General features: G+C 62.9%; 18 protein-coding genes and 1 tRNA gene. 5 read left to right on the top strand and 14 right to left on the bottom strand.

The features are described 5' to 3' along the window. Positions 1-56: 56 nt before the first annotated feature. Together AB3X96_RS01385 and AB3X96_RS01380 are read right to left on the bottom strand one after the other, a co-directional pair. Positions 57-1,163 (bottom strand): LysR family transcriptional regulator, encoded by a 1,107-nt coding sequence (locus AB3X96_RS01385; protein ID WP_368588315.1) that lies wholly within the window; start codon positions 1,161-1,163, stop codon positions 57-59. 339 nt (positions 1,164-1,502) lie between these two features. Beyond that, positions 1,503-3,359 (bottom strand): phosphoenolpyruvate carboxykinase (GTP), encoded by a 1,857-nt coding sequence (locus tag AB3X96_RS01380; protein WP_368588314.1) that lies wholly within the window; start codon positions 3,357-3,359, stop codon positions 1,503-1,505. Between the two features lie 387 nt (positions 3,360-3,746). Between AB3X96_RS01380 and AB3X96_RS01375 the strand changes: the two genes are divergently transcribed. Continuing rightward, complete coding sequence (locus tag AB3X96_RS01375; protein ID WP_368588313.1) at positions 3,747-4,760, top strand: D-2-hydroxyacid dehydrogenase family protein; 1,014 nt, start codon at positions 3,747-3,749, stop codon at positions 4,758-4,760. A gap of 58 nt (positions 4,761-4,818) precedes the next feature. On the opposite strand, the gene AB3X96_RS01370 is transcribed toward AB3X96_RS01375, so the two are convergent. Beyond that, positions 4,819-5,697, bottom strand: coding sequence for a patatin-like phospholipase family protein (locus tag AB3X96_RS01370; RefSeq protein ID WP_368587352.1), 879 nt, complete (start codon positions 5,695-5,697; stop codon positions 4,819-4,821). Between the two features lie 70 nt (positions 5,698-5,767). Further along, entirely contained in the window at positions 5,768-6,172 is a 405-nt protein-coding gene (locus AB3X96_RS01365) for a PaaI family thioesterase (protein WP_368588312.1), read from the bottom strand. A gap of 199 nt (positions 6,173-6,371) precedes the next feature. On the opposite strand from AB3X96_RS01365, the gene AB3X96_RS01360 reads away from it, so the two are divergent. Together AB3X96_RS01360 and AB3X96_RS01355 are read left to right on the top strand one after the other, a co-directional pair. Next, positions 6,372-6,447: transfer RNA gene (locus tag AB3X96_RS01360), tRNA-Lys, on the top strand. Continuing rightward, positions 6,409-7,050, top strand: coding sequence for a complement resistance protein TraT (locus AB3X96_RS01355; protein WP_368588656.1), 642 nt, complete (start codon positions 6,409-6,411; stop codon positions 7,048-7,050). The genes AB3X96_RS01360 and AB3X96_RS01355 overlap by 39 nt, the downstream gene beginning before the upstream one ends. A gap of 109 nt (positions 7,051-7,159) precedes the next feature. Here the strand turns inward: AB3X96_RS01355 and AB3X96_RS01350 are convergent, their stop codons facing one another. Both AB3X96_RS01350 and AB3X96_RS01345 read right to left on the bottom strand, forming a co-directional pair. After that, the gene (locus AB3X96_RS01350) at positions 7,160-8,677 is read right to left on the bottom strand and encodes a diguanylate cyclase (RefSeq protein WP_368588311.1); all 1,518 of its coding nucleotides are present in this window, start codon (positions 8,675-8,677) and stop codon (positions 7,160-7,162) included. Between the two features lie 26 nt (positions 8,678-8,703). After that, a complete protein-coding gene (locus tag AB3X96_RS01345) occupies positions 8,704-8,997 on the bottom strand; it encodes a hypothetical protein (protein ID WP_368588310.1) in 294 nt (97 codons plus the stop codon). 422 nt (positions 8,998-9,419) lie between these two features. Here AB3X96_RS01345 and AB3X96_RS01340 point away from each other — a divergent pair, with 422 nt between their 5' ends. Then, on the top strand, positions 9,420-10,007 hold the full coding sequence (locus AB3X96_RS01340; protein WP_368588309.1) for a LysE family translocator: 588 nt from the start codon (positions 9,420-9,422) through the stop codon (positions 10,005-10,007). Positions 10,008-10,056: 49 nt separating this feature from the next. On the opposite strand, the gene AB3X96_RS01335 is transcribed toward AB3X96_RS01340, so the two are convergent. The 6 genes from AB3X96_RS01335 to cadR form a co-directional block, all read right to left on the bottom strand. Further along, complete coding sequence (locus AB3X96_RS01335; RefSeq protein WP_368588308.1) at positions 10,057-10,923, bottom strand: AraC family transcriptional regulator; 867 nt, start codon at positions 10,921-10,923, stop codon at positions 10,057-10,059. Positions 10,924-11,064: 141 nt separating this feature from the next. Next, entirely contained in the window at positions 11,065-11,859 is a 795-nt protein-coding gene (locus AB3X96_RS01330) for an ABC transporter substrate-binding protein (RefSeq protein WP_368588307.1), read from the bottom strand. A gap of 64 nt (positions 11,860-11,923) precedes the next feature. Beyond that, entirely contained in the window at positions 11,924-13,078 is a 1,155-nt protein-coding gene (locus AB3X96_RS01325; protein ID WP_368588306.1) for a pyridoxal phosphate-dependent aminotransferase, read from the bottom strand. Between the two features lie 332 nt (positions 13,079-13,410). Next, a complete protein-coding gene (dbpA, locus tag AB3X96_RS01320; RefSeq protein WP_368588305.1) occupies positions 13,411-14,814 on the bottom strand; it encodes an ATP-dependent RNA helicase DbpA in 1,404 nt (467 codons plus the stop codon). A gap of 23 nt (positions 14,815-14,837) precedes the next feature. Then, entirely contained in the window at positions 14,838-15,038 is a 201-nt protein-coding gene (locus tag AB3X96_RS01315) for a hypothetical protein (protein WP_008918000.1), read from the bottom strand. Between the two features lie 125 nt (positions 15,039-15,163). Beyond that, complete coding sequence (gene cadR / locus AB3X96_RS01310) at positions 15,164-15,595, bottom strand: Cd(II)/Pb(II)-responsive transcriptional regulator (RefSeq protein WP_368588655.1); 432 nt, start codon at positions 15,593-15,595, stop codon at positions 15,164-15,166. 420 nt (positions 15,596-16,015) lie between these two features. Between cadR and AB3X96_RS01305 the strand changes: the two genes are divergently transcribed. Next, positions 16,016-18,103 carry a heavy metal translocating P-type ATPase gene (locus AB3X96_RS01305; RefSeq protein ID WP_368588304.1) on the top strand — a complete coding sequence of 696 codons (2,088 nt, stop codon included), beginning with the start codon at positions 16,016-16,018 and terminating at the stop codon, positions 18,101-18,103. Between the two features lie 29 nt (positions 18,104-18,132). Here the strand turns inward: AB3X96_RS01305 and eutC are convergent, their stop codons facing one another. Next, a complete protein-coding gene (gene eutC / locus AB3X96_RS01300) occupies positions 18,133-18,924 on the bottom strand; it encodes an ethanolamine ammonia-lyase subunit EutC (protein WP_176109859.1) in 792 nt (263 codons plus the stop codon). After that, positions 18,921-20,315, bottom strand: coding sequence for an ethanolamine ammonia-lyase subunit EutB (locus AB3X96_RS01295; RefSeq protein WP_368588303.1), 1,395 nt, complete (start codon positions 20,313-20,315; stop codon positions 18,921-18,923). Before AB3X96_RS01295 ends, eutC begins: the two co-directional genes overlap by 4 nt. Positions 20,316-20,421: the final 106 nt, after the last annotated feature.

The following is a 20,421-nucleotide window of genomic DNA, read 5'->3' as shown; positions in this document are numbered from 1 at the left end:
TGACTGCGCCTTTTTATTGTCCGCCCGCATCGCTGCGGGCTTAGACATTCAGCGATTTAGAGCGGTGACAACGCCGTCGGGCGGCTGCTGCGGTTGGACGACTTCGTCATCGGCTTCGGCACGGCAGGCGACAGCTCGCTATCGAGCAGCCGCGACAGCGGCTCCGCGCCATCGAACGCTTCCGGGGCGCGGGACTCGGCAGTCTCGAACGCGGCCGACGTCGCCGGGCGCTCCAAACCGTCCTTGATCCACTGTTCGCCAAGCACGCTGTTCGGCGTCTGGCTGAAGTGCTCGACCAGATGATCGATGAACGTGCGCACCTTGGCCGGCAGGTGACGGCGGCTCGGGTATGCAATGTTGATCTCGACCTGCGGCAAACGGTAATCGCCGAGCAAACGCACGAGCCGGCCACGCGTCATGTCGCGACCGATCAGATAGCTCGGCAGAATCGCGATGCCCATGCCCAGCAGCGCAAACTGCCGCAGCATCTCAGTGTTGTTCGCGACGATCACGTTCGACGGCCGCACGCGCACTTCGCCTTCCGGCCCCGTGAACACGCGTTCATCGCCCCAGTATTCGGACGGCAAGCTCAGGCACGGGTGTTCGAGCAGATGCTCGGGACGCGTCGGCGTGCCATGCTTTTCCAGATAAGCCGGCGTCGCGCAGACGGTCATACAGCCGGTGGTCAAACGCCGCGTGACGATGCTCGCGCTGCGCATTTGCCGCGCGATCACGACGCCGACGTCGAAACCTTCCTCGACCAGATCGACCTGACGATCGACCAGCGTGACGTCGGGAATGACTTTCGGATAGCGCTCCGCATACGTTTGCAGCACGGGCGCGAGGTTATGCAGCCCGAACACGACGGGCGCGACGATGCGCAGGGTGCCGACGGGTTCGTGATTGCGAGCGACCACCATCTGTTCGACGTCTTCCAGTTCGTCGAGAATTTGACGGGCGCGCTCGAGATAGACCTGACCGGATTCGGTCAGCGACAAGCTGCGTGTCGTGCGATTGAGCAGCCGCGTACCAAGACGGCCTTCGAGGTCGGCAACATGACGGGTGGCAACCGCATTGGAAATATCCATCGCGCTCGCGGCGCGGGCAAAACTGCCGAGATCCGCCACCTTGACGAAAACTCGCATCGACTGCAAATGATCCATAGGACAACTCCCTGCCTTGTTACTGCTTCCTGACAATAGGTGAAAACCAGTGAAGCGAACTTGGAATTCTCCTACGACTCGCAATATCGTGCAGAAGTTGCCGGCAAAGCAGGAAATATTGTCGATTTTGGTACGACTGTGTCGATAAAACCGGGTCCGACCAGCGATTGTTCCCAAATCGAAAACAATCTGCTGCACTGCAGCTTGCACTGTCTTTTTTGTTCGAACAGATGCAACGGTCGCCCCGGTGTTGCCGAAGCGAAAGGATGGGCACAAACCCGGCCCCAAAGAAAAAGCCGCCCACGGGCGGCTTTTCAGGCTGAGTGGGCACTCACATAGTCAAGCTGTGAGCTTTTCCTCTAGCGCCCGCTTAGCTTCGGATAGCGCCGGCGGCAGACCGTGTTGCAGTGTGTCAAACAGCTTCGTGTGCAACACGAGCTCGTCGCGCCATGCAGCGGCGTCGACGGAAATCACCTGCTCGAACTGCTCGCGCGTGAAGTTCAGACCGCTCCAGTCGATGTCCCCGTAGTGCGGCGAAATGCCGAACGCATGCTCTTCGCCCTGCGCGGTGCCTTCGATGCGACCGACCATCCAGCTCAGCACGCGCATGTTCTCGCCAAAGCCGGGCCACACGAACTTGCCGTCCGGACCCTTGCGGAACCAGTTGACGCAGAAGATTTTCGGCAGCTTCGCGCTCAGCTGCTGCAAACGCTCGCCGGTCTTCAGCCAATGGCTGAAATAGTCGCTCATGTTGTAGCCGCAGAACGGCAGCATCGCGAACGGATCCCGGCGCACCACGCCCTGCTGTCCAGCGGCCGCGGCGGTGGTTTCGGAGCCCATCGTCGCAGCCATGTAGACGCCCTCGACCCAGTTGCGCGCTTCGGTCACGAGCGGCACGGTGGTCGAGCGACGGCCGCCGAAGATGAACGCGTCGATGGCGACGCCCGCCGGATTCTCCCAGTCCGCATCGATCGACGGGCACTGCGAAGCCGGCGCCGTGAAGCGCGCGTTCGGATGCGCCGCCTTGCGGCCGGTTTCCTTTGCGTCGGCCGGCGTCCAGTCCTTACCCTGCCAGTCGATCAGGTGCGCCGGCGGCTCGTCGGTCATGCCTTCCCACCACACGTCGCCGTCGTCGGTCAGCGCGACGTTCGTGAAGATCACGTTTTCCTTCAAGGTGGCGAGTGCGTTGTAGTTGGTCTTTTCGCTCGTGCCCGGCGCAACGCCGAAGTAGCCGGCTTCCGGATTGATCGCGTACAGGCGGCCGTCCTTGCCCGGCTTGATCCACGCGATATCGTCGCCGATCGTCGAGATTTTCCAGCCGTTCAGGCCGGCCGGCGGAATCAGCATCGCAAAGTTGGTCTTGCCGCACGCCGACGGGAACGCCGCCGCCACGTGATGCTTGCGCCCTTCCGGCGAAGTGACGCCGAGAATCAGCATGTGTTCGGCGAGCCAGCCCTCGTCCCGGCCCATCGTCGATGCGATGCGCAGCGCGAAGCACTTCTTGCCGAGCAGCGCGTTGCCGCCATAGCCCGAGCCAAAGCTCCAGATTTCGCGCGATTCGGGGAAATGCACGATGTACTTGGTCTTGTTGCAAGGCCATGACACGTCCTGCTTGCCCGCCGCGAGCGGTGCGCCGACCGAATGCACGCACGGCACGAACGGACCGTCCTCGCCGAGCACGTCGTACACCTTGCGGCCCATGCGCGTCATGATGCGCATATTGGTCACGACGTACGGGCTGTCGCTCAACTCGACGCCGATGTGCGCGATCGGCGAGCCGAGCGGGCCCATCGAGAACGGCACCACGTACATCGTGCGGCCGCGCATCGCGCCGTCGAACAGGCCGTCGAGCGTCGCGCGCATTTCGGCCGGAGCGATCCAGTTGTTGGTCGGGCCGGCGTCCTCGGCGCGCTGCGAGCAGATGAAGGTACGATCCTCGACGCGCGCGACGTCGGACGGATCGGACCAGGCGAGATAGGAATTGGGACGCTTGGCGGGGTTGAGTTTCTTCAGGGTTCCTGCTTCGACCATCTGCGCGCACAGGCGGTCATATTCTTCCTGCGAGCCGTCGCACCAGACCACTTGTGCGGGCTTGGTCAGCGCTGCGACGCGCTGGACCCAGTCGATCAGCTTTCGGTGTTTGACCCATGTGGGCGCCTCGATAGTGGGCTGCCCTTCGAACGAGGGAAGATTCATCGACTTGTCTCCGTTTGAAGCAAAAAAAAAACGGTACAAGCCCTGGGACGCTGCATGCGAGAGGCATTGAATTCATCACGCCGACGTGCCAATGTCCGACTGCCGGCGCATGATTGCGCAGATCGTCCTGGGCCACACAGCTTGCCAGGCGGAGGCCCGCGTTCTACAAGGCTTCTGCAACCTTGTGTAAAGCGGCTTGCCTCAACACGCAACAAACTGCTAAAAACGTTCTCAATTCGCCTTCACGTAGCGCTGCCGTTCTTTTTTGGTGCGGCAACTTCTACGGTAGGGCATCTAGCCAGACCAGCGTGTGACCTAAGTCACATGCTGGGACAGTCAGCATAACATTCGGTTCGCACCACCCGGGTGCGCCGCAAATTACATACCATGAAGATTGCCATCCTCGACGATTATCAGGACGCCGTTCGCAAGCTCGACTGCTTTCAATTGCTGGCCGACCAGGAAGTCAAAGTATTCAACAATACCGTGCGCGGTCTCGGACAACTTGCGAGCCGTCTTGCGGAAGTCGACGCCCTCGTCCTGATCCGCGAACGTACCCGCATCACGTCGCAACTGCTCGACAAGCTGCCTCGTTTGCGGATGATCAGTCAGACCGGCAAGGTGGCGAGCCACATCGATCTGGCGGCCTGTACCGAGCGCGGCATTGCCGTGCTCGAAGGCAGCGGTTCGCCAGTCGCGCCCGCCGAACTGACGTGGGCACTCATCATGGCCGCCCAACGTCGTATTCCGCAATACGTGGCAAACCTTAAGCAGGGCGCCTGGCAGCAGTCGGGGCTGAAGACGTCGGCGCTGCCGCCGAACTTCGGTTTGGGGCAAGTGCTGCGCGGCCAGACGCTGGGGATTTGGGGCTACGGCAAGATCGGCCGGCTGCTCGCCGGCTACGGCAAGGCGTTCGGCATGAACGTGCTGATCTGGGGCCGCGAGCATTCGCGCGAAGCCGCTCGCGCCGATGGCTACGGCGTCGCGGCGAGTCGCGAGGAACTGTTCGAGACCAGCGATGTGTTGTCGCTGCATCTGCGTCTGCACGACGACACGCGTGGCATCGTCAAGCAGGACGATCTGATGCGCATGAAGCCGACCGCGCTGCTCGTGAACACGAGCCGCGCCGAGTTGCTCGAAGAGAACGCGCTGGTCAACGCGCTATCGCACAACCGTCCGGGGATGGTCGCGATCGACGTCTACGAAAGCGAGCCGATCCTGCAGGGCTACAGCCTGCTGCGCATGGAAAACGTGATCTGCACGCCGCACATCGGCTACGTGGAGCGCGAGAGCTACGAGCTGTATTTTTCGGCGGCGTTCAAGAACATCCTCGCTTTCGATGCCGGCGATACCGCCAGTGTCGCGAATCCGGAGGCACTGCAGGGCGGGCGTCGGCGGTGATGGGTGGGCGAGGTGGCCGGCGGGTCAGGTGTGTCCCGCCCCGCCCTGCCGCATTTGCTCACCGCGCTTCGTGCGCTCCCGCCTCCATCAATGCAGGAATGCGTTCAAGAAAGACCTCGCCGTCGGCACGGCCAAGGTTATAGGCGTGCACCATCTGCGATGGACTCGTGTAATCCCAACTCGAAATCGGCACCTTGCGCGACGGCTGCACGTAGAGCCGTTGCTGCACGCCGTGCGGCACGACGAACATCTGCGGCCGCGGATAAAGACGCGTGACCATCACGAGCACGTTGCCGGGCGTGTCGGCATCTAGTGCGCCGACCGGCACGTTATCGACCATGCCGCCGTCCAGCACCGGCCGGCCGTTGCGCCGCAGAACCGGCGTGAACGGCGGTGTACTCGACGATTGCAGGATCAGGTCTGCCAACTCGTCGACGCTCGCGCAATCCTGCGCGCGCACGAATTCAGGATGAAAGCCGAGCGTCCGACCAAGCGTCGGATGCAGCGTCTTGCGCAGGTATTTTTCGATGTTGTACGCGACCAGCCCCGCCGCGACCGCGCTTCGCGCGCCGAGCCAGCGCGGCAGATGCGACACGCCGATGCGGATTTCCGGCGCCTGTGCGAGCCTCGAAAACTTGTCGCCATAGATATCGAGCAGCGCCTGCCGGTAGATCCGGTAATGCGGGAACACCGACTCGCCGCGCAGCAGGTTGCCCCAGTAAGCGTTGCGCGTGTTGTGGCGGAGCGCGTCCTCGTAATAACGCATGACCCAGTCGGAATCACCGCGCGTGTAAATCATGCAGGCGGTTGCGGCGCCGGCCGAAATGCCGGTGATCACGCGCGGACGGATGTCGAGCCGCGGCTGCACGACGTCCCAGAAACCCGCCTGCCACCAGCAGCGGTTGCCGCCACCGGCGAAAACGACCTGATCGAACATGCTGCTTTTCCTTGCTTTGCTTTGCTCTTGCTACGGTGGATTGTGTGGCCGGTTTGGGTCCGTCGGGCGTTCATTCGAGCAACGCGTAGGTCGTGGTGGCATGAACGGCCATGTTGCCGCCTTCGTCGAACAGTTCGACTTCGCCGAACACGAGATTGCGGCCCATGCGCAGCACGCGCGCCTTGATCAGCACATCGCCCTTGCGGACCGCGCGCATGAAGTTGATGTTCAGCGACACTGTGCTCATCGGCCTGAAGGCGCCGAGCGCGGCGGTGATGGCGACGACCATCGCCGTATCCGCGGCCGCCATGAACACCTGGCCACTGATCATGCCGCCCGAGTGACGCCACTCGCCAGAGAACGGCAGACGCAGTGTGGCGCTTTCCTCGTCGACCTTGATCGGCGTCAGCGTGAGCGCCCGGACCCATGGTGCGAGGACTCGGTCGAGCAACTGGGTAATCTCTTTGTCATCCATGGGAATCCCGATCGAAAGCCGCGATGCTGCAGGCGGCGTAATGTCCGCGACATGATACCGACCGCGTGGGACGCGACGATGTTTTCTGGACGGCGGCTTGTCGAGCGAACGCTCAAGTTCGGGCGACGCGATTTTTTCAATAAAACGGCTCATAGGGCTTGGCAATCTCGAAAATATCCTGCATAATTTCGCTTCTGTTGGGGCGTTAGCTCAGTTGGTAGAGCAGCGGACTCTTAATCCGTAGGTCGAGTGTTCGAGTCACTCACGCCCCACCACCAGATTCAAGCAAAAAGCCCGGTCACTGCGACCGGGCTTTTTGCGTTCTGGGCGCGGTTATATCGACCATTCTCTACTCATTTCGCTGTGCGGCGACCCAGGTTGCGATCAGCAAGCACGACCTCGATGTCCAGACCAAGATGTCGGACACGATCTTCCTCGATCCGGTCGCCGATTCGAAGAAGACGGTTTTCGTGCAGATCCGCAATACCTCCGACAAGCCTGATTTCGATATTGCGGCTGACGTGAAGGCGGCCGTCTCGGGCAAGGGATATCGCATCGTTGGCGACCCCGACCACGCGCAATACATTCTTCAGGCGAACATCCTGCAGGTCGGCAAGGTGGCTCCGTCGGCAGCCCAGGAAGCATTTGGCGGATATGGCGCCCCTCTTGGCGGTGCCTTTCTTGGCGCGGCCACGGCAGCATCGCTGGGTAGCACGCGTGCGGCGCCGATCGCTGGCGCGGCCCTCGCTGGCGGTCTGATTGAACTGGTCGATCAGACTCGCATCTTGAGCGTCTCCAACAAAGTGAATCTCGATTTTGCCGAAGCCGCGCCGCCGCTGCGTAGTGGGCTGGTGCGCGTGATCGCTGGCCCGTTCTAAGCCGTCGACCGCTAGCGTCAGTTAGCACGACACGAAATTTTAAAAAGGGTTGCACGCGAAAGCGACGCAACCCTTTCATTTCCGACGGAGAGCCATCACGAGCGACCGGTCACCCAACTCCCGTCTGCGCGACCATATTCCGGCCACCGGCCTTTGCCCTATACAACGCCTCATCGGCAGCCCGAACGACGGCTCCGACATCCGTCGCCCGATCCGGCCGAGACGTGGTCGCGCCGATGCTGACCGTGACCCGACCGAACCCGCAGCCCTCGTGCGCGATGCCCAGCTCGCCGATCGCCGCGCGGATTTTCTCGCCGACCACCCCGGCGCCGGTCACGTCGGTATCCGGCAGCACCACGACGAACTCCTCGCCGCCGTATCTGCCGACGCAATCGCCCGGCCGCTGGATCACCCCGCGGATGCAGCGCGCGACCGCGGTCAGCGCGACGTCGCCGGCCTGGTGACCATACGTATCGTTGTAGGCTTTGAAATGATCGATATCGACGAATAACAGCGACAACACGCTTTCGGTGCGGCGCGCGCGCAGCCATTCGCGGTCGAGCGTTTCGCACAGTGCGCGGCGATTGGGCAAGCCGGTGAGGCCGTCCGTGCCGGCAAGCCGTTCGAGTTCGTGCTCCACCTGCTGTCGTCGCCGCAACTCGGCGCCGAGCCACGCCGCCAGCACGATCACGCCGATCCCCAGGATTAGCATCAGCGAACCGATCGTCAGCGCGCGCTTCCACCAGCCCGCGTAGATATCGGCAGTCGAATCGGCGACCAGCACGATCAGCGGCAATTGTGGAATCCGTCTGAACGAGTAGAGGCGCTCGACGCCATCGAGCGGCGAAGTCGCGATAAAGCTGCGCTCGTCTTTCGCGAGCAGCCGCTCGAAGAACTCCGTCTTGCTGAGATCGGTGCCGGTTACGTTTCGATCGCCGGGCCGTCGCACGATGATCGTGCCGTCCGTTCTGACGATCGACACCGAGCCGTGCTGCCCTATCCTCAGATCCGCGAACAGGCTAGCGAAATACTCCTGGTCGATACCGAGCGCGACGATTCCCGCAAACGTTCCATCCGGCCGCGACAGTCGCCGGCTCAGCGCGATGCTGCGCGAACCGGGTCTGAGTCTCGAGTTATACGGCGCGCTGACATAGAGCCCGAAATTCGGATCTTCGCGATGAATCCTGAAGTACTGGCGGTCAGAGAGGTTTCCCCTGCGCGGCACGTCGTTTTCCGAATCGATCACGACGTTGCCCGCTGCGTCGAGCACCACCATCGCGCCGACGTATTGCCCGGTCGCCGCGCGATCGAACAGGATCTCGCGCCACAACCGCGGCGAATCGAGCACGCCCGGACGGCCGAGGCCCTCGGCGACGGCCTGCAGCGACAGGGAGTACAACTCGAAATTGCGCGCGATGTCGCGCTGGGTGATCGTCGCGACATCGCGCGTTGAATCTAGTGCACGCGCGATCGCATCTTCGCGGCTCTGATACAGCGTGTAGCCGCACAGCGCGAGCATTGCCAGCACCACGCCGCATCCGGCGTAGATAACGCCATCGCGCGGCACCCGCCATCCGCGCCCCCATGCGACCAGCAGGCGAAACCGGCCCTTTCTTCGATAGATCATGTGCTCTGCGTTTCCAACGGCGGGAGTCAGTTTGTTGAAGTGCTCACTACGCTTCCGGTTTGTTGGGACAGAACACTCAGCAGATAGCGAATCCTCCCGCTATCTTCGTCGGACAGGTCGTTCAGGTGCCAGCATTCGAGATCCCGCAGGTTGTCGCGTAGTCGCTTGAACAAGCGCTGCGTCGCATCGACGATCGGCCAAACGTGCAGCAGATACGCGAGCGGAATCACGCACCTGCGCTCGCACCAACCGTCGAATAACGCGAGACACAGCTCGTTCAATTCGTCCGCAATTTTCTGCCTGCTCGCATGGGGACCCACATGCACTCCTTCATCCAATCGACTGGCCGCTTCCAGCAGAAACGGAACAGCCTATTGATACTGATGCAAGGCATTCACCGCGCGCTCGATGCATTTAACTTCGTGCGCGTAAGTCGTTAAGCCCTGTATCGCTGGTTTTTCGAGGTCTCGGCCTGTTTATCGAGCCGAATACTTGCGCGCTGCATAGGGACATATCATAGCTATCGATCGGTACAATTTGCCTGATAATTCAGAAATTAATTTTTTGGGTAACGTTTGCGCGTAATTAGCTCTAAATTCAAACGCATGTTTGTTATCGAATCACCGCATCGTCGGATTATGTTTTGGTTTCGATTGGGTAATTTCCTTCAATACATGCCCTCGCCGTCTCGTTACCGTTGAGCGTCGCAATTCATTCGCACACTCACGTTTCGAGGCATCCGATGACCGCATTACTTTCGATGGCCGCGTTCGCGCTCGCCAGTTCCATTTCTCCCGGCCCGGTCAACGTCGTCGCGCTGAGCGCCGGCGCGCAGCACGGGCTCGCCGCGAGTCTGCGGCACGTCACTGGCGCGACGGTCGGTTTCACGTTGCTGCTTCTGTTGATCGGCCTTGGTTTGCACGAATTGCTCGCGCGCTTTCCCAATCTGATCGAGATCGTCAAATGGGCGGGCGTTGCCTTTCTGCTCTATATGGCCTACAAGCTCACCATCGATAACGGTCAGCTCGGCGCGGGCAAGCCGGCGCGCAGGCCGTCGTTCGCGCACGGCGCGGCGATGCAATGGCTCAATCCGAAGGCGTGGGTCGCATCGCTGGCCGGCATGGGCGCATATGCGGCAGGCGGCGACGGCGGGCTCGTCTGGCAATTCGCGGCGCTGTACTTCGTGCTCTGCTATCTGTCGATCGCGAGCTGGGCCTATGCCGGCACGTTTTTGCGCAGGCATCTGCGTGAGGCGAAGCGAGTCCGGGTGTTCAATCGCGTGATGGCGGCGCTGCTCGCTCTCAGTGCGATGTATCTGCTCGTGGAGTGACCTGAGTCGCGCCTGCTTGCCGATGCGGCTTCACCACGCCGCGTCATGCTCAGCTGCGATATTGCCCCGGCGTTGCCGCCACCAGCCGCTTGAAGGTGCGCTGCAAGTGCGCCTGATCGGCGAAGCCTGCATCGAGCGCGACATCGGCGATCAGCGCGCCGCGCCGCAATTGCGCGCGACTGTACTGGATGCGTCGGTTGATCAGATACGCGTGCGGCGTCATGCCGTAGCGCAGCTTGAATGCGCGTATCAGATGTGAAGCGGACAGCCCGGCGGCTGCACATACGTCGTCGAGTTTCAGCGCGCGCGTGCAGTTTTCGGCGATGTACTCCGCGGCACGCGCGAGCTGGCCGCTCGCGGCACGCTCGGGCAAGCTCGCCGGATTGAGCGTTTGCTGCACGTTCGAGAAGAAAGTGATGGCCGCGCTTTCCTTGCGCAGCGTGTCGATGTCGCCATCGTTGCTGGCGAGAATCGCGCACAGCCGGTTCAAGCCATCGAACAACGCGGCGTCGAGCGTCATGATCTGCGAGAACGCGCGGAACGCATGGTTCTCGTTGAAGCCCAGCTCGTGCTGAAGTTTCGTGAACCAGGCAACGTCGACGTGCAGCATCCGGTACGACCAGCGCTCGCCGGCAACCGGGTTGCACGCGTGCACATCGTCGGGATTCATCATCACGACGGCGCCCGCGCCGATCCATTCTCGCGCGTGGCGGTTCAGATACACGCTGCGGCCGCCCGTCACCGCGCCGATCGAAAAAGTTTCGTGCGAATGCTTGGCGTAGCAGACCTTGCGGCCATCGTCGATCGAGCGCGCTTCGATGAACGGCAGCGCGTCGCTACGCCAGAAGCGCGGCGCGTCCGCGTCTTTTGCGCGTGCGGTGTTTGCAGCGCTCGCCTCTTCGATCGTCTCGCTCATGCGCGCTCTCCGGTTGATCCGCCGACTTCGCCGTTGTCTGCGACTTCGCGAAGCCTCCGTATCGTAGCCGTCAAACGCCCGACCAACAAGCGAACGCGCGCCGCCGCCCGCAAACGGCGCCGCCGGCCGAACGCGACGCGATTACTTGGCGCTGACGTCGATATTGCCGAGATATTTCGCGGCGAGCGTCTTTACCGTGCCATCGGCTTGCACTTTCGCAATCGCAGCGTTCAACTGATCGCGCAGCGCGGTATCGCCCTTGCGAATGCCGTATGCGATGCCGCTGCCGAGAATCTTGTCGTCACGCACCGGTTGACCGACGAACGCATAGCCCTTGCCTTCGGGCTTCGACAGAAAGCCCGTTTGTCCGGCCGGCGCGAGCACGAGCGTGCCGTCGAGACGGCCCGCGGTCAGATCGGTATAGACCTGGTTCTGGTCCTGATACGGCAGCACGGTCACGCCGGCCGGTTCCCAATGCACCTTCGCGAAGGTCTCCTGAATCGAGCCTTGCAGTACGCCGATGCGCTTGCCCTTCAGCGACTCAGGCGTCGGCTGCAGACCGCTGTCGCTGCGCGCGATCAGCTGCGACGGCACGCGATAGACGACGGTCGTGAAATCGATCGCCTGACGGCGCTGTTCGGTCGCGTTCATCGCCGAATTGATCGCGTCGAACTTGCGGCCCTGCAGTGCCGGAATCAGGCCGTCGAACGAGGTTTCGACCCACTTGCACGTCATATGCGCGGCCGCGCAGACCGCGTTGCCCACGTCGATATCGAGCCCTTGCAGTTCGCCGCCCGGTCCTTTCGATTCGAACGGCGGGTACTGCGCTTCGAGGCCGAAACGCAGCGTCGCGGTATCGGCTGCGCTGGCGGCCGACCATGTGGCGAGCGACGCGCCGGCACAGGCCAGCGCCAACAAGCACTTAAGAATCTTCATAACGTCTCCCTTCTTTCTTCGAATACCTTGATCACTTCGATACGTGGAGTGTGCTCTCGCGCGCTCAGATTTCACACAAACGCCGTCCGCCTTCGAGCAGCGTCGCGTCGTCCTTCGAGAAACTCAGGCGAATCAGCCCCGAATCGGTGCCGTCGGTGTAGAACGCCGACAACGGAATCGTCGCTACGCGCGCATCGCGGATCAGGCGCAGCACGAAATCGCTGTCGCTTTCATCGGAGAAGCCGCGGAACCGGGCGAGCATAAAGAAACTGCCTTCGCTCGGCAACAACTCGAAGCGCGATTCGCGCAGCGCATACGCGAGCAGATCGCGCTTCTTCTGATAGAAGTCGGACAGGCCGAGATAGCTGTCGCGATTGGCGAGCGCGTCGACGAACGCATGTTGCATCGGCGTATCGGCGGAGAACACCATGAACTGGTGGACCTTGCGGATTTCGTCCATCAGCGCGGCGGGTGCGAGGCAATAGCCGACGCGCCAGCCGGTCACGTGATACGACTTGCCGAACGACGACACGATCACGCTGCGCTCCGCGAGTTCACGATGGCGCGCCATGCTCTGATGCTTCGCGCCGTCGAACACGACGTGCTCATAGACCTCGTCGGACAGAATCACGATGTCGGTGTTGCGCGTGAGCGCCTTCAGCCGCTCGATATCGGCGTCGCTAAAGATCGTCGCGGTCGGATTGTGCGGCGTGTTGACGATGATCATGCGCGTCTTCGGCGTGATCGCCGCGGCGACTTCGTCCCAGTTCACGCGGAAGTGATCGAGCGACAGCTTGATCGCAACCGGCTTCGCGCCCTGCAGGCGCACGATCGGGCCATAGCTGTCGAACGACGGCTCGAAGTAGATCACTTCGTCGCCCGGATGCACGAGCGCGCTGATCGTCGAGTAGAGCCCTTCGCTCGCGCTCGCGAGCACCGTCACTTCGCTGGCCGGGTCGTAGCGCACGCCGTACAGCGTTTCCACCTTGTCCGCGAGCGCTTCGCGCAGCGCGACGATGCCGGCCATCGGCGCGTACTGGTTGTGACCGGCGCGCATCGCCTGCGCGACGCCGTCGACGAGCTTCGGGTCCGGCGCGAAATTCGGTGCGCCCTGCGACAGGTTCAATGCATCGTGTTGCGCGGCCAGCTGGCCGATCACGGTAAAAATAGTGGTGCCGACGTCCGGCAGTTTCGAGCGGGCTTGCATGGCGCTCTGCATAAGACTTTCTCCCTTTCTTCAGCCGCTGGCGGCCGCACGAAACGGCGGCGGCGGCGCGTTCCTTCCAGTGGGGAGATTAGGCATCAGCCAAAGGACGCTCACAATCGAAACTTTGTCATGCGCGGCATGCGTTTTCGTCATGGCTCGCGGTAGGCCGCTGCGCGCCGGGGGAAGCCAGCGGGATCATGGTTTGTGGGGAGGCGGTGGCGAATGCGGGAAACCGCGTAGGTATGAAGGAATGTGATGCTGAGCGGTTTGCCTACGAAAACGGCCGCAGACGCGGCCGTTTTCGAGTTATCGGACTTTCAAGGAAAGCCGGCGCTTCGCGTGAATCACGCTTCGTCCATCAAACGGACCTTGACCTTGCGCCCCTTCAGCTTGCCCGCGCTGAGCCGGCGCACCGCCTCGCGCGCGATGCTGCGCTCCACCGCGACGTAAGTCGACATGTCGGTCACGTTGATCTTGCCGATCTGCGAGCCCGCGAAACCGGCGTCGCCGGTCAGCGCACCGAGGACGTCGCCGGGACGAATCTTGTCCTTGCGGCCGCCGAGAATCTGCAGCGTTTCCATCGGCGGCAGCAGCGGGTCGTTGCTGGCCGCCTTCAGCTCGGCCAGCTTGTGCCATTCGACGTCGCGTTTGTGCGCCTGCTCGATCCCCCCGACACGCCCCATCTCGTCCATGCTCGCGAGACTCAGCGCCCAGCCTTCCTGGTCGGCCCGGCCCGTGCGGCCGATGCGGTGCGTGTGCACTTCCGGGTCCGGCGTCACGTCGACGTTGATCACCGCTTCGAGTTGCGCGATATCGAGGCCGCGCGCGGCGACGTCGGTCGCGACCAGCACCGAGCAGCTGCGGTTCGCGAACTGGATCAGCACCTGATCGCGCTCGCGTTGATCGAGTTCGCCGTGCAGCGCGAGCGCATGAAAGCCTTGCGCGCGCAGTACGTCGAGCAGATCGCGGCACTGCTGCTTCGTGTTGCAGAACGCGATCGTGCTGACCGGACGATAGTGATTCAACAGCAGGCCGACCGCGTGCAGACGCTCGTCTTCGGTCACTTCGTAGAAACGCTGACGGATCTTGCTGTCGTCGTGCCGCTCGGCGAGTTTCACTTCCTTCGGGTTTCGCAAGAATTGCTGGCTCAGCTTGGCGATGCCCTCCGGGTACGTCGCCGAAAACAGCAGCGTTTGCCGCTCTTTCGGGCATTGCCGCGCGACCTTCGCGATGTCGTCGAAGAAACCCATGTCGAGCATGCGGTCGGCTTCGTCGAGCACGAGCGTGTTCAGCGCTTGCAGCACGAGCGTGCCGCGTTCGAGGTGATCCATGATACGGCCCGGCGTGCCGACCACGACGTGCGCGCCGTGTTCGAGGCTCGCCGTCTGCGGACGCATCGGCGTGCCGCCGCACAAGGTCAGCACCTTGATGTTTTCTTCCGCGCGCGCGAGTCGGCGGATTTCCTGCGTGACCTGATCGGCGAGTTCGCGCGTCGGGCATAGCACCATTGCCTGCGTGTCGAACTTGCGTGCGTCGAGACGCGCGAGCAGCGCCAGCGAAAACGCCGCGGTCTTGCCGCTACCGGTTTTCGCCTGAGCGATCAGATCATGTCCAGCGAGCGCGATCGGCAGGCTCGCGGCCTGGATCGGCGTCATCTCGAGGTAGCCGAGCTGCGTCAGGTTCGCGAGCGTCGCGGGCGGGAGCGGCAATTCGCTGAATGCGGCGCCGGCGGGGGTGGGACTATTCATAGGGTCGTCTGTAGAAATCGCGATTACTCGGCCATCGGGCCCTGATCGGGGCGGCCCGGCAGCTGCTCGTACAGCACCTCGCCGTCGTCGCCGTCGAAACGCTCGACGTAGTTGCGCGCGCCGCACAGCGGACAGCGGAACAGGAGCCCCTGGCCTTCGTTCTTGATGACGACGTCGGATTGCTCCCACTGCGCGCCGCAGGACTGGTTTCTACAGGTGAACACGTTGATTCTCCAACTGGATTCGATGATCGATCGGCAAGGTCGCTCGCGCGGCCTTGCCGTGTATGGGGTTGTTGCGCCGGCGCCGCGTCGTGCCTTCGAAGCGCACGACGACGGCCGGCATAGCGTCAGCCGAGATGCGTATGCCGCGGACGCGGCACGGCCACATCCATGTCGGTCAGGCCGTGCACGATCCCGCAGTCTTCGACCGGATGCTCGCCGTGGCATTGGTCGCGCAGTGTCGTCAGTTGCGCCTTCAATTGATGCAGTTCTTCGATACGCGTGTCGACATGCGCAATGTGCTCTTCGACCAGCGTATGCATGCCGCCGCAGCCGTTCGCCGGCGCGTCGGTCAGACGCAGCAATGCGCGGATTTCGTCGTGGGTCATGTCGAGCGCGCGGCAATTGCGGATGAAACGCAGGCGCTCGACGTGCTTCGCCGTGTAACAGCGGTAGTTGGCTTCGGTGCGCTCCGCCTCGGGCAGCAGGTGCTCTTTTTCGTAAAAACGGATGGTTTCCGTCGTGCAATGAGCGATTTTCGCCAGTTCGCCGATTTTCATGGACCTTTCCTCCACGCGGCCTTGACCTTGTAGTGGCTTCAAGGTGTTTACTAGACCACAAATCGCACGAGGAAGCCACCAATGCCTGAACTCAACCGCTATGCCACCGATCGTCCAGAAGTGGGCGAAGCCTGTCGCCACGGGGCTTGCGGCGAGGTTGATGCACGGCACGAGCATGCTCATGGCAGGGATACGGATGGGGAATACGGGCATTCGCATCGGCATGAGCACGTTCATGGTGCCGACGCGGGTAGTGGTCATCGGCATGAAGGACACGATCATGACGATGGCCATGACCATGACCACGGTCACTCTCACGGCGCCTGCTGCGCCTCCACCGCGTTCACGCCGACGCAGCTGCGCCTGCCGGCGTCCGAGGCCGTCGGCGACGACCTGCGCACCGCGATCCGCATCCTGCAGATGGACTGCCCGACCGAAGAAGCGCTGATCCGCAAGAAACTCGCTCGCATGCCGGACGTGCGCAGCATGGACTTCAACCTGATGCAGCGCGTCCTGACCGTCGTCCACGCGTCGGATGCGCTCGAACCGGTCCTCGCCGCGCTGCGCTCGCTCGACTTCACGCCCGAACTGGCGAGCGATGCCGGCGCTGGCAATGCCAGCGCGGCGTCTATTGCGGCTTCTGGCGCCGTACAGAAGCCGTGGTGGCCGTTGATCCTCTCCGGCGTGATCGCGGCGACCTCAGAAGCCGCTAGTTGGCTTGGTGCACCTGTGTGGGTAGTAGCGGGACTCGCAGTCGTCGCGATCGCCTCCTGCGGGCTCACGACGTATCGTAAGGGCTGGGTTGCACTGCGCAACGGCAACATGAACATCAATGCGCTGATGAGCATCGCCGTGACCGGCGCGGCACTGCTCGGCCAATGGCCCGAAGCTGCGATGGTCATGGTGCTCTTCACGATCGCCGAGCTGATCGAGGCGCGCTCGCTCGACCGCGCGCGCGACGCGATCGAAGGGCTCATGCGGCTCACGCCCGCCGAGGCGAGCGTGCAGCAGCCCGACGGCGCGTGGCAGCTCGTGCGCGTCGACTCGATCGCGCCCGGCGCGCTGGTGCGCGTGAAGCCGGGCGAGCGGATCGCGCTCGATGGCGATATCGTCGCGGGCCGTTCGAGCGTCGATCAGGCGCCGATCACCGGTGAGAGCCTGCCGGTCGATAAAGCCGTCGGCGACGATGTGTTCGCCGGCACGATCAACCAGGCGGGCTCGTTCGACTACCGTGTGACGGCTGCGGCTGGCAACACGACGCTCGCGCGCATCATCCATGCGGTCGAGGAGGCGCAGGGCACGAAGGCGCCGACGCAGCGCTTCGTCGATGAATTTGCGCGTGTCTATACGCCGATCGTGTTCGCGATTGCGCTCGCCGTCGCGCTGATACCGCCGATCGTGTTCGGTGGGGCGTGGCACGCGTGGGTGTACAAGGCACTGGTGCTGCTCGTGATCGCATGTCCGTGCGCGCTCGTGATTTCGACGCCGGTGACGATCGTCAGCGGGCTCGCGGCTGCCGCGCGCAAGGGGATTCTGGTCAAGGGCGGCGTATACCTCGAACAGGGGCGCAAGCTGACCCGGCTCGCGCTCGATAAGACCGGGACCATTACGTATGGCAAGCCGGTGCAGACGCAGTTCGAGGTGGTTGGCGATGCGGGTGAAACGTTGCGATACCGCACGCTTGCGGCAAGCCTTGCGGGCCGCTCCGATCATCCTGTTTCGATGGCGATTGCTGCTGCCGCAAATGATGATGGCGTCGAACACCTGCACGTGGATGCGTTCGAAGCGATCGCCGGACGCGGCGTGCGCGGCGAGATCGATGGCATCGCGTACTGGCTCGGCAATCATCACTTGATCGAAGAACTGGGCCGCTGCTCGCCGCAACTCGAAGCACGCCTCGATCCGCTCGAAGAGCAGGGCAAAACCGTCGTGATGCTCGCCGACGCGCAGCGCGTGCTCGCGCTGTTCGCGGTGGCCGACACGGTGAAGGACACGAGCCGCGCCGCGGTCGCCGAATTGCGGCGGCTCGGTGTCATCACCGCGATGCTGACCGGCGACAACCGACACACCGCCGAAGCGATCGCGCAGCAGGTCGGCGTCGATGAAGCGCGCGGCGATCAGTTGCCCGAGGACAAACTCGGCACGATCGCGCAATGGTCCGACGATGGCGCGACGGTCGGCATGGTCGGCGATGGCATCAACGATGCGCCCGCGCTCGCGCGCGCCGATATCGGCTTCGCGATGGGTGCGATGGGAACCGACACGGCGATCGAGACCGCCGACGTCGCGCTGATGGACGACGATCTGCGCAAGATTCCGGCGTTCATCCGGCTGTCGAAAGCGACGTACGCGGTGCTGGTGCAGAACATCTCGCTCGCGCTGGGCATCAAGAGCGTGTTTCTCGTGCTGACGTTGATGGGCTTCGGCACGATGTGGATGGCGGTGTTCGCCGATGTCGGTGCGAGCTTGCTGGTGGTGGGAAATGGGTTGAGGTTGTTGCGAAAGTGAGTGGGGCCGAGGTTTACGCTCGTTGCGCCCTACGTTGAACCGTCGCTCACGGCTGGGTGCGTCGGCGCGTTTGCCAGCAGATCATCGCTGTCGTCTTTCAAACCCACTCCCGTGAGTCTCAGCGTCCTCGCCTGCGTGAGCAGATAGTGCAGTTTGTGCGCGGCCTGCGGATAGTCGAGCCCTTCGGGGCGCACGTTCGAAATGCAGTTGCGCTGCGCATCGCTGCAACCCACTTTCGGCGCGTACGTGATGTAGATGCCGAGGCTATCGGGCGAACTCAAACCCGGCCGCTCGCCGATCAGCATCACGACGATTTTCGCGTCGAGCAATTCTCCGATCTCGTCGCCAAGCGCGACGCGTGCCTGACGCGCGACCACTACGGGACCGATGGTCCAATCCGCCAGCTTTGGATGTATCGCTTGCAGCAACGGTACAGCCTGCTTCGATGCGGCAAACGCCGATAGGCCATCACCGATCACGAACAGCACATCGTTTGATTGCGTTGGCAGACGCGCAAGCGTGGTGCGACTCTCATCCGACAGACGCCGCCCAAGATCAGGTCGCCTCAAATAATGCTCGCGATCCGGCGCGGCGCTATGCACGTCGAGCGTGTTGAAACCTTGTTCTTGCAATTGTGCGTGAAGCGCGTCCGCATCGAGCGGATGATGCACAGCGTCGCGTGCCTGCGCATGTGCGAGATTGAACGCGAGCAGCGGCGCGGTCGGCAGGCTGTTGCCCGCGCGGCCCAACGCGATGCGTGCCTGCGTAAACCGACGCAGCGCGTTCCACGGGTCCTTGTCGAGTGCGTCGTTCTCGCTCATGCGATCCCCATCCAGTCGCGCGCGCCTTCGAGCAGCGGTTGCCGCGCCGATGCGCCGATCAACGCACCGCGTTCGTCGATGATCTGCATCGACTCCAGCCATTCCTCGAATTCAGGCGCGCGCCGCAAACCGAGCACGTCGCGCACGTACAGCGCATCGTGAAACGACGTGCTCTGATAGTTGAGCATCACGTCGTCCGCGCCCGGCACGCCCATGATGAAATTGATGCCCGCGACGCCGAGCAGAGTCAGCAGATTGTCCATGTCGTCCTGATCCGCTTCGGCGTGATTCGTGTAGCAGATGTCGCAGCCCATCGGCACGCCGAGCAGCTTGCCGCAGAAGTGATCCTCGAGACCCGCGCGCGTGATCTGCTTGCCGTCGTACAGATACTCGGGGCCGATGAAACCGACCACCGTGTTCACCAGAAACGGCTTGAACCTGCGCGCGACCGCGTATGCGCGCGCCTCGCAGGTCTGCTGATCGACGCCGAAATGCGCACCCGCCGACAACGCGCTGCCCTGCCCCGTTTCGAAGTACATCAGATTGCTGCCGACGGTGCCGCGTTTGAGCGACAGCCCCGCCTCGTACGCTTCCTGCAACAGCGCGAGCGAAATGCCGAAGCTCGCGTTCGCTTTCTCCGTGCCCGCGATCGACTGGAACACGAGATCGACCGGCGCGCCTTTTTCGATCGCGGCGATCGTGCTGGTTACGTGCGTCAGCACGCATGATTGCGTCGGCACCTGATAGCGCTGGCGGAAGTCGTCGATCATTAGCAGCAGCTTCGTGATCGCGGCGAGATTGTCGCTGGCGGGATTGATGCCGATCATTGCGTCGCCGCAGCCGTACATCAGGCCGTCGAGCATCGAGGCGGCGATGCCTTTGACGTCGTCGGTCGGGTGGTTCGGTTGCAAGCGTACGGACATGTGGCCCGGTAATCCGACCGTGTTGCGAAAGCGGGTGACGACCGGGCGTTTACGGACGGCGGCGATCAGGTCCTGGTTGCGCATCAGCTTCGAGACCGCGGCCACCATCTCCGGTGTGAGGCCTTGTGTGACGCGGGTCAGTGCGTCGGTGTCGGTGGCGGTGCTGAGCAGCCAGTTGCGGAAGTCGCCTACCGTCAGATGAGAGATTTCGGCGAACGCTTGGGGAGAGTGATCGTCGATGATCAGGCGGGTGACTTCGTCGGTTTCGTAGGGGATCAGCGGGTCGTTCAGGAAGGTGCGCAGCGGTACTTGTGCCAGCGCCATTTTGGCGGCGACACGCTCTTCTTCGCTCGCTGCCGCGATGCCCGCGAGCTGGTCGCCCGAGCGTTGCGGGCTCGCTTTTGCGAGCACGGTTTTCAGATCGGCGAAGCGGTATGTGCGACTGCCGATCGATTCGGTGTAGCTCATGGTTGCGGCTCCATTGCTTCGCGCGGACGCGGATAGGAATGGGAACGGCGGCTAGATGCTGCGGGCTGCTTGCCGCTGGTGGTGCGCACTACACGATAGCGCCAAA

Source organism: Paraburkholderia sp. BR13439 (genome assembly GCF_040948805.1).
Taxonomy (GTDB): Bacteria; Pseudomonadota; Gammaproteobacteria; order Burkholderiales; family Burkholderiaceae; genus Paraburkholderia; species Paraburkholderia youngii.
Note: the sequence above shows the minus strand (reverse complement) of the source record. Positions and strands in the feature narration are given on the sequence as shown.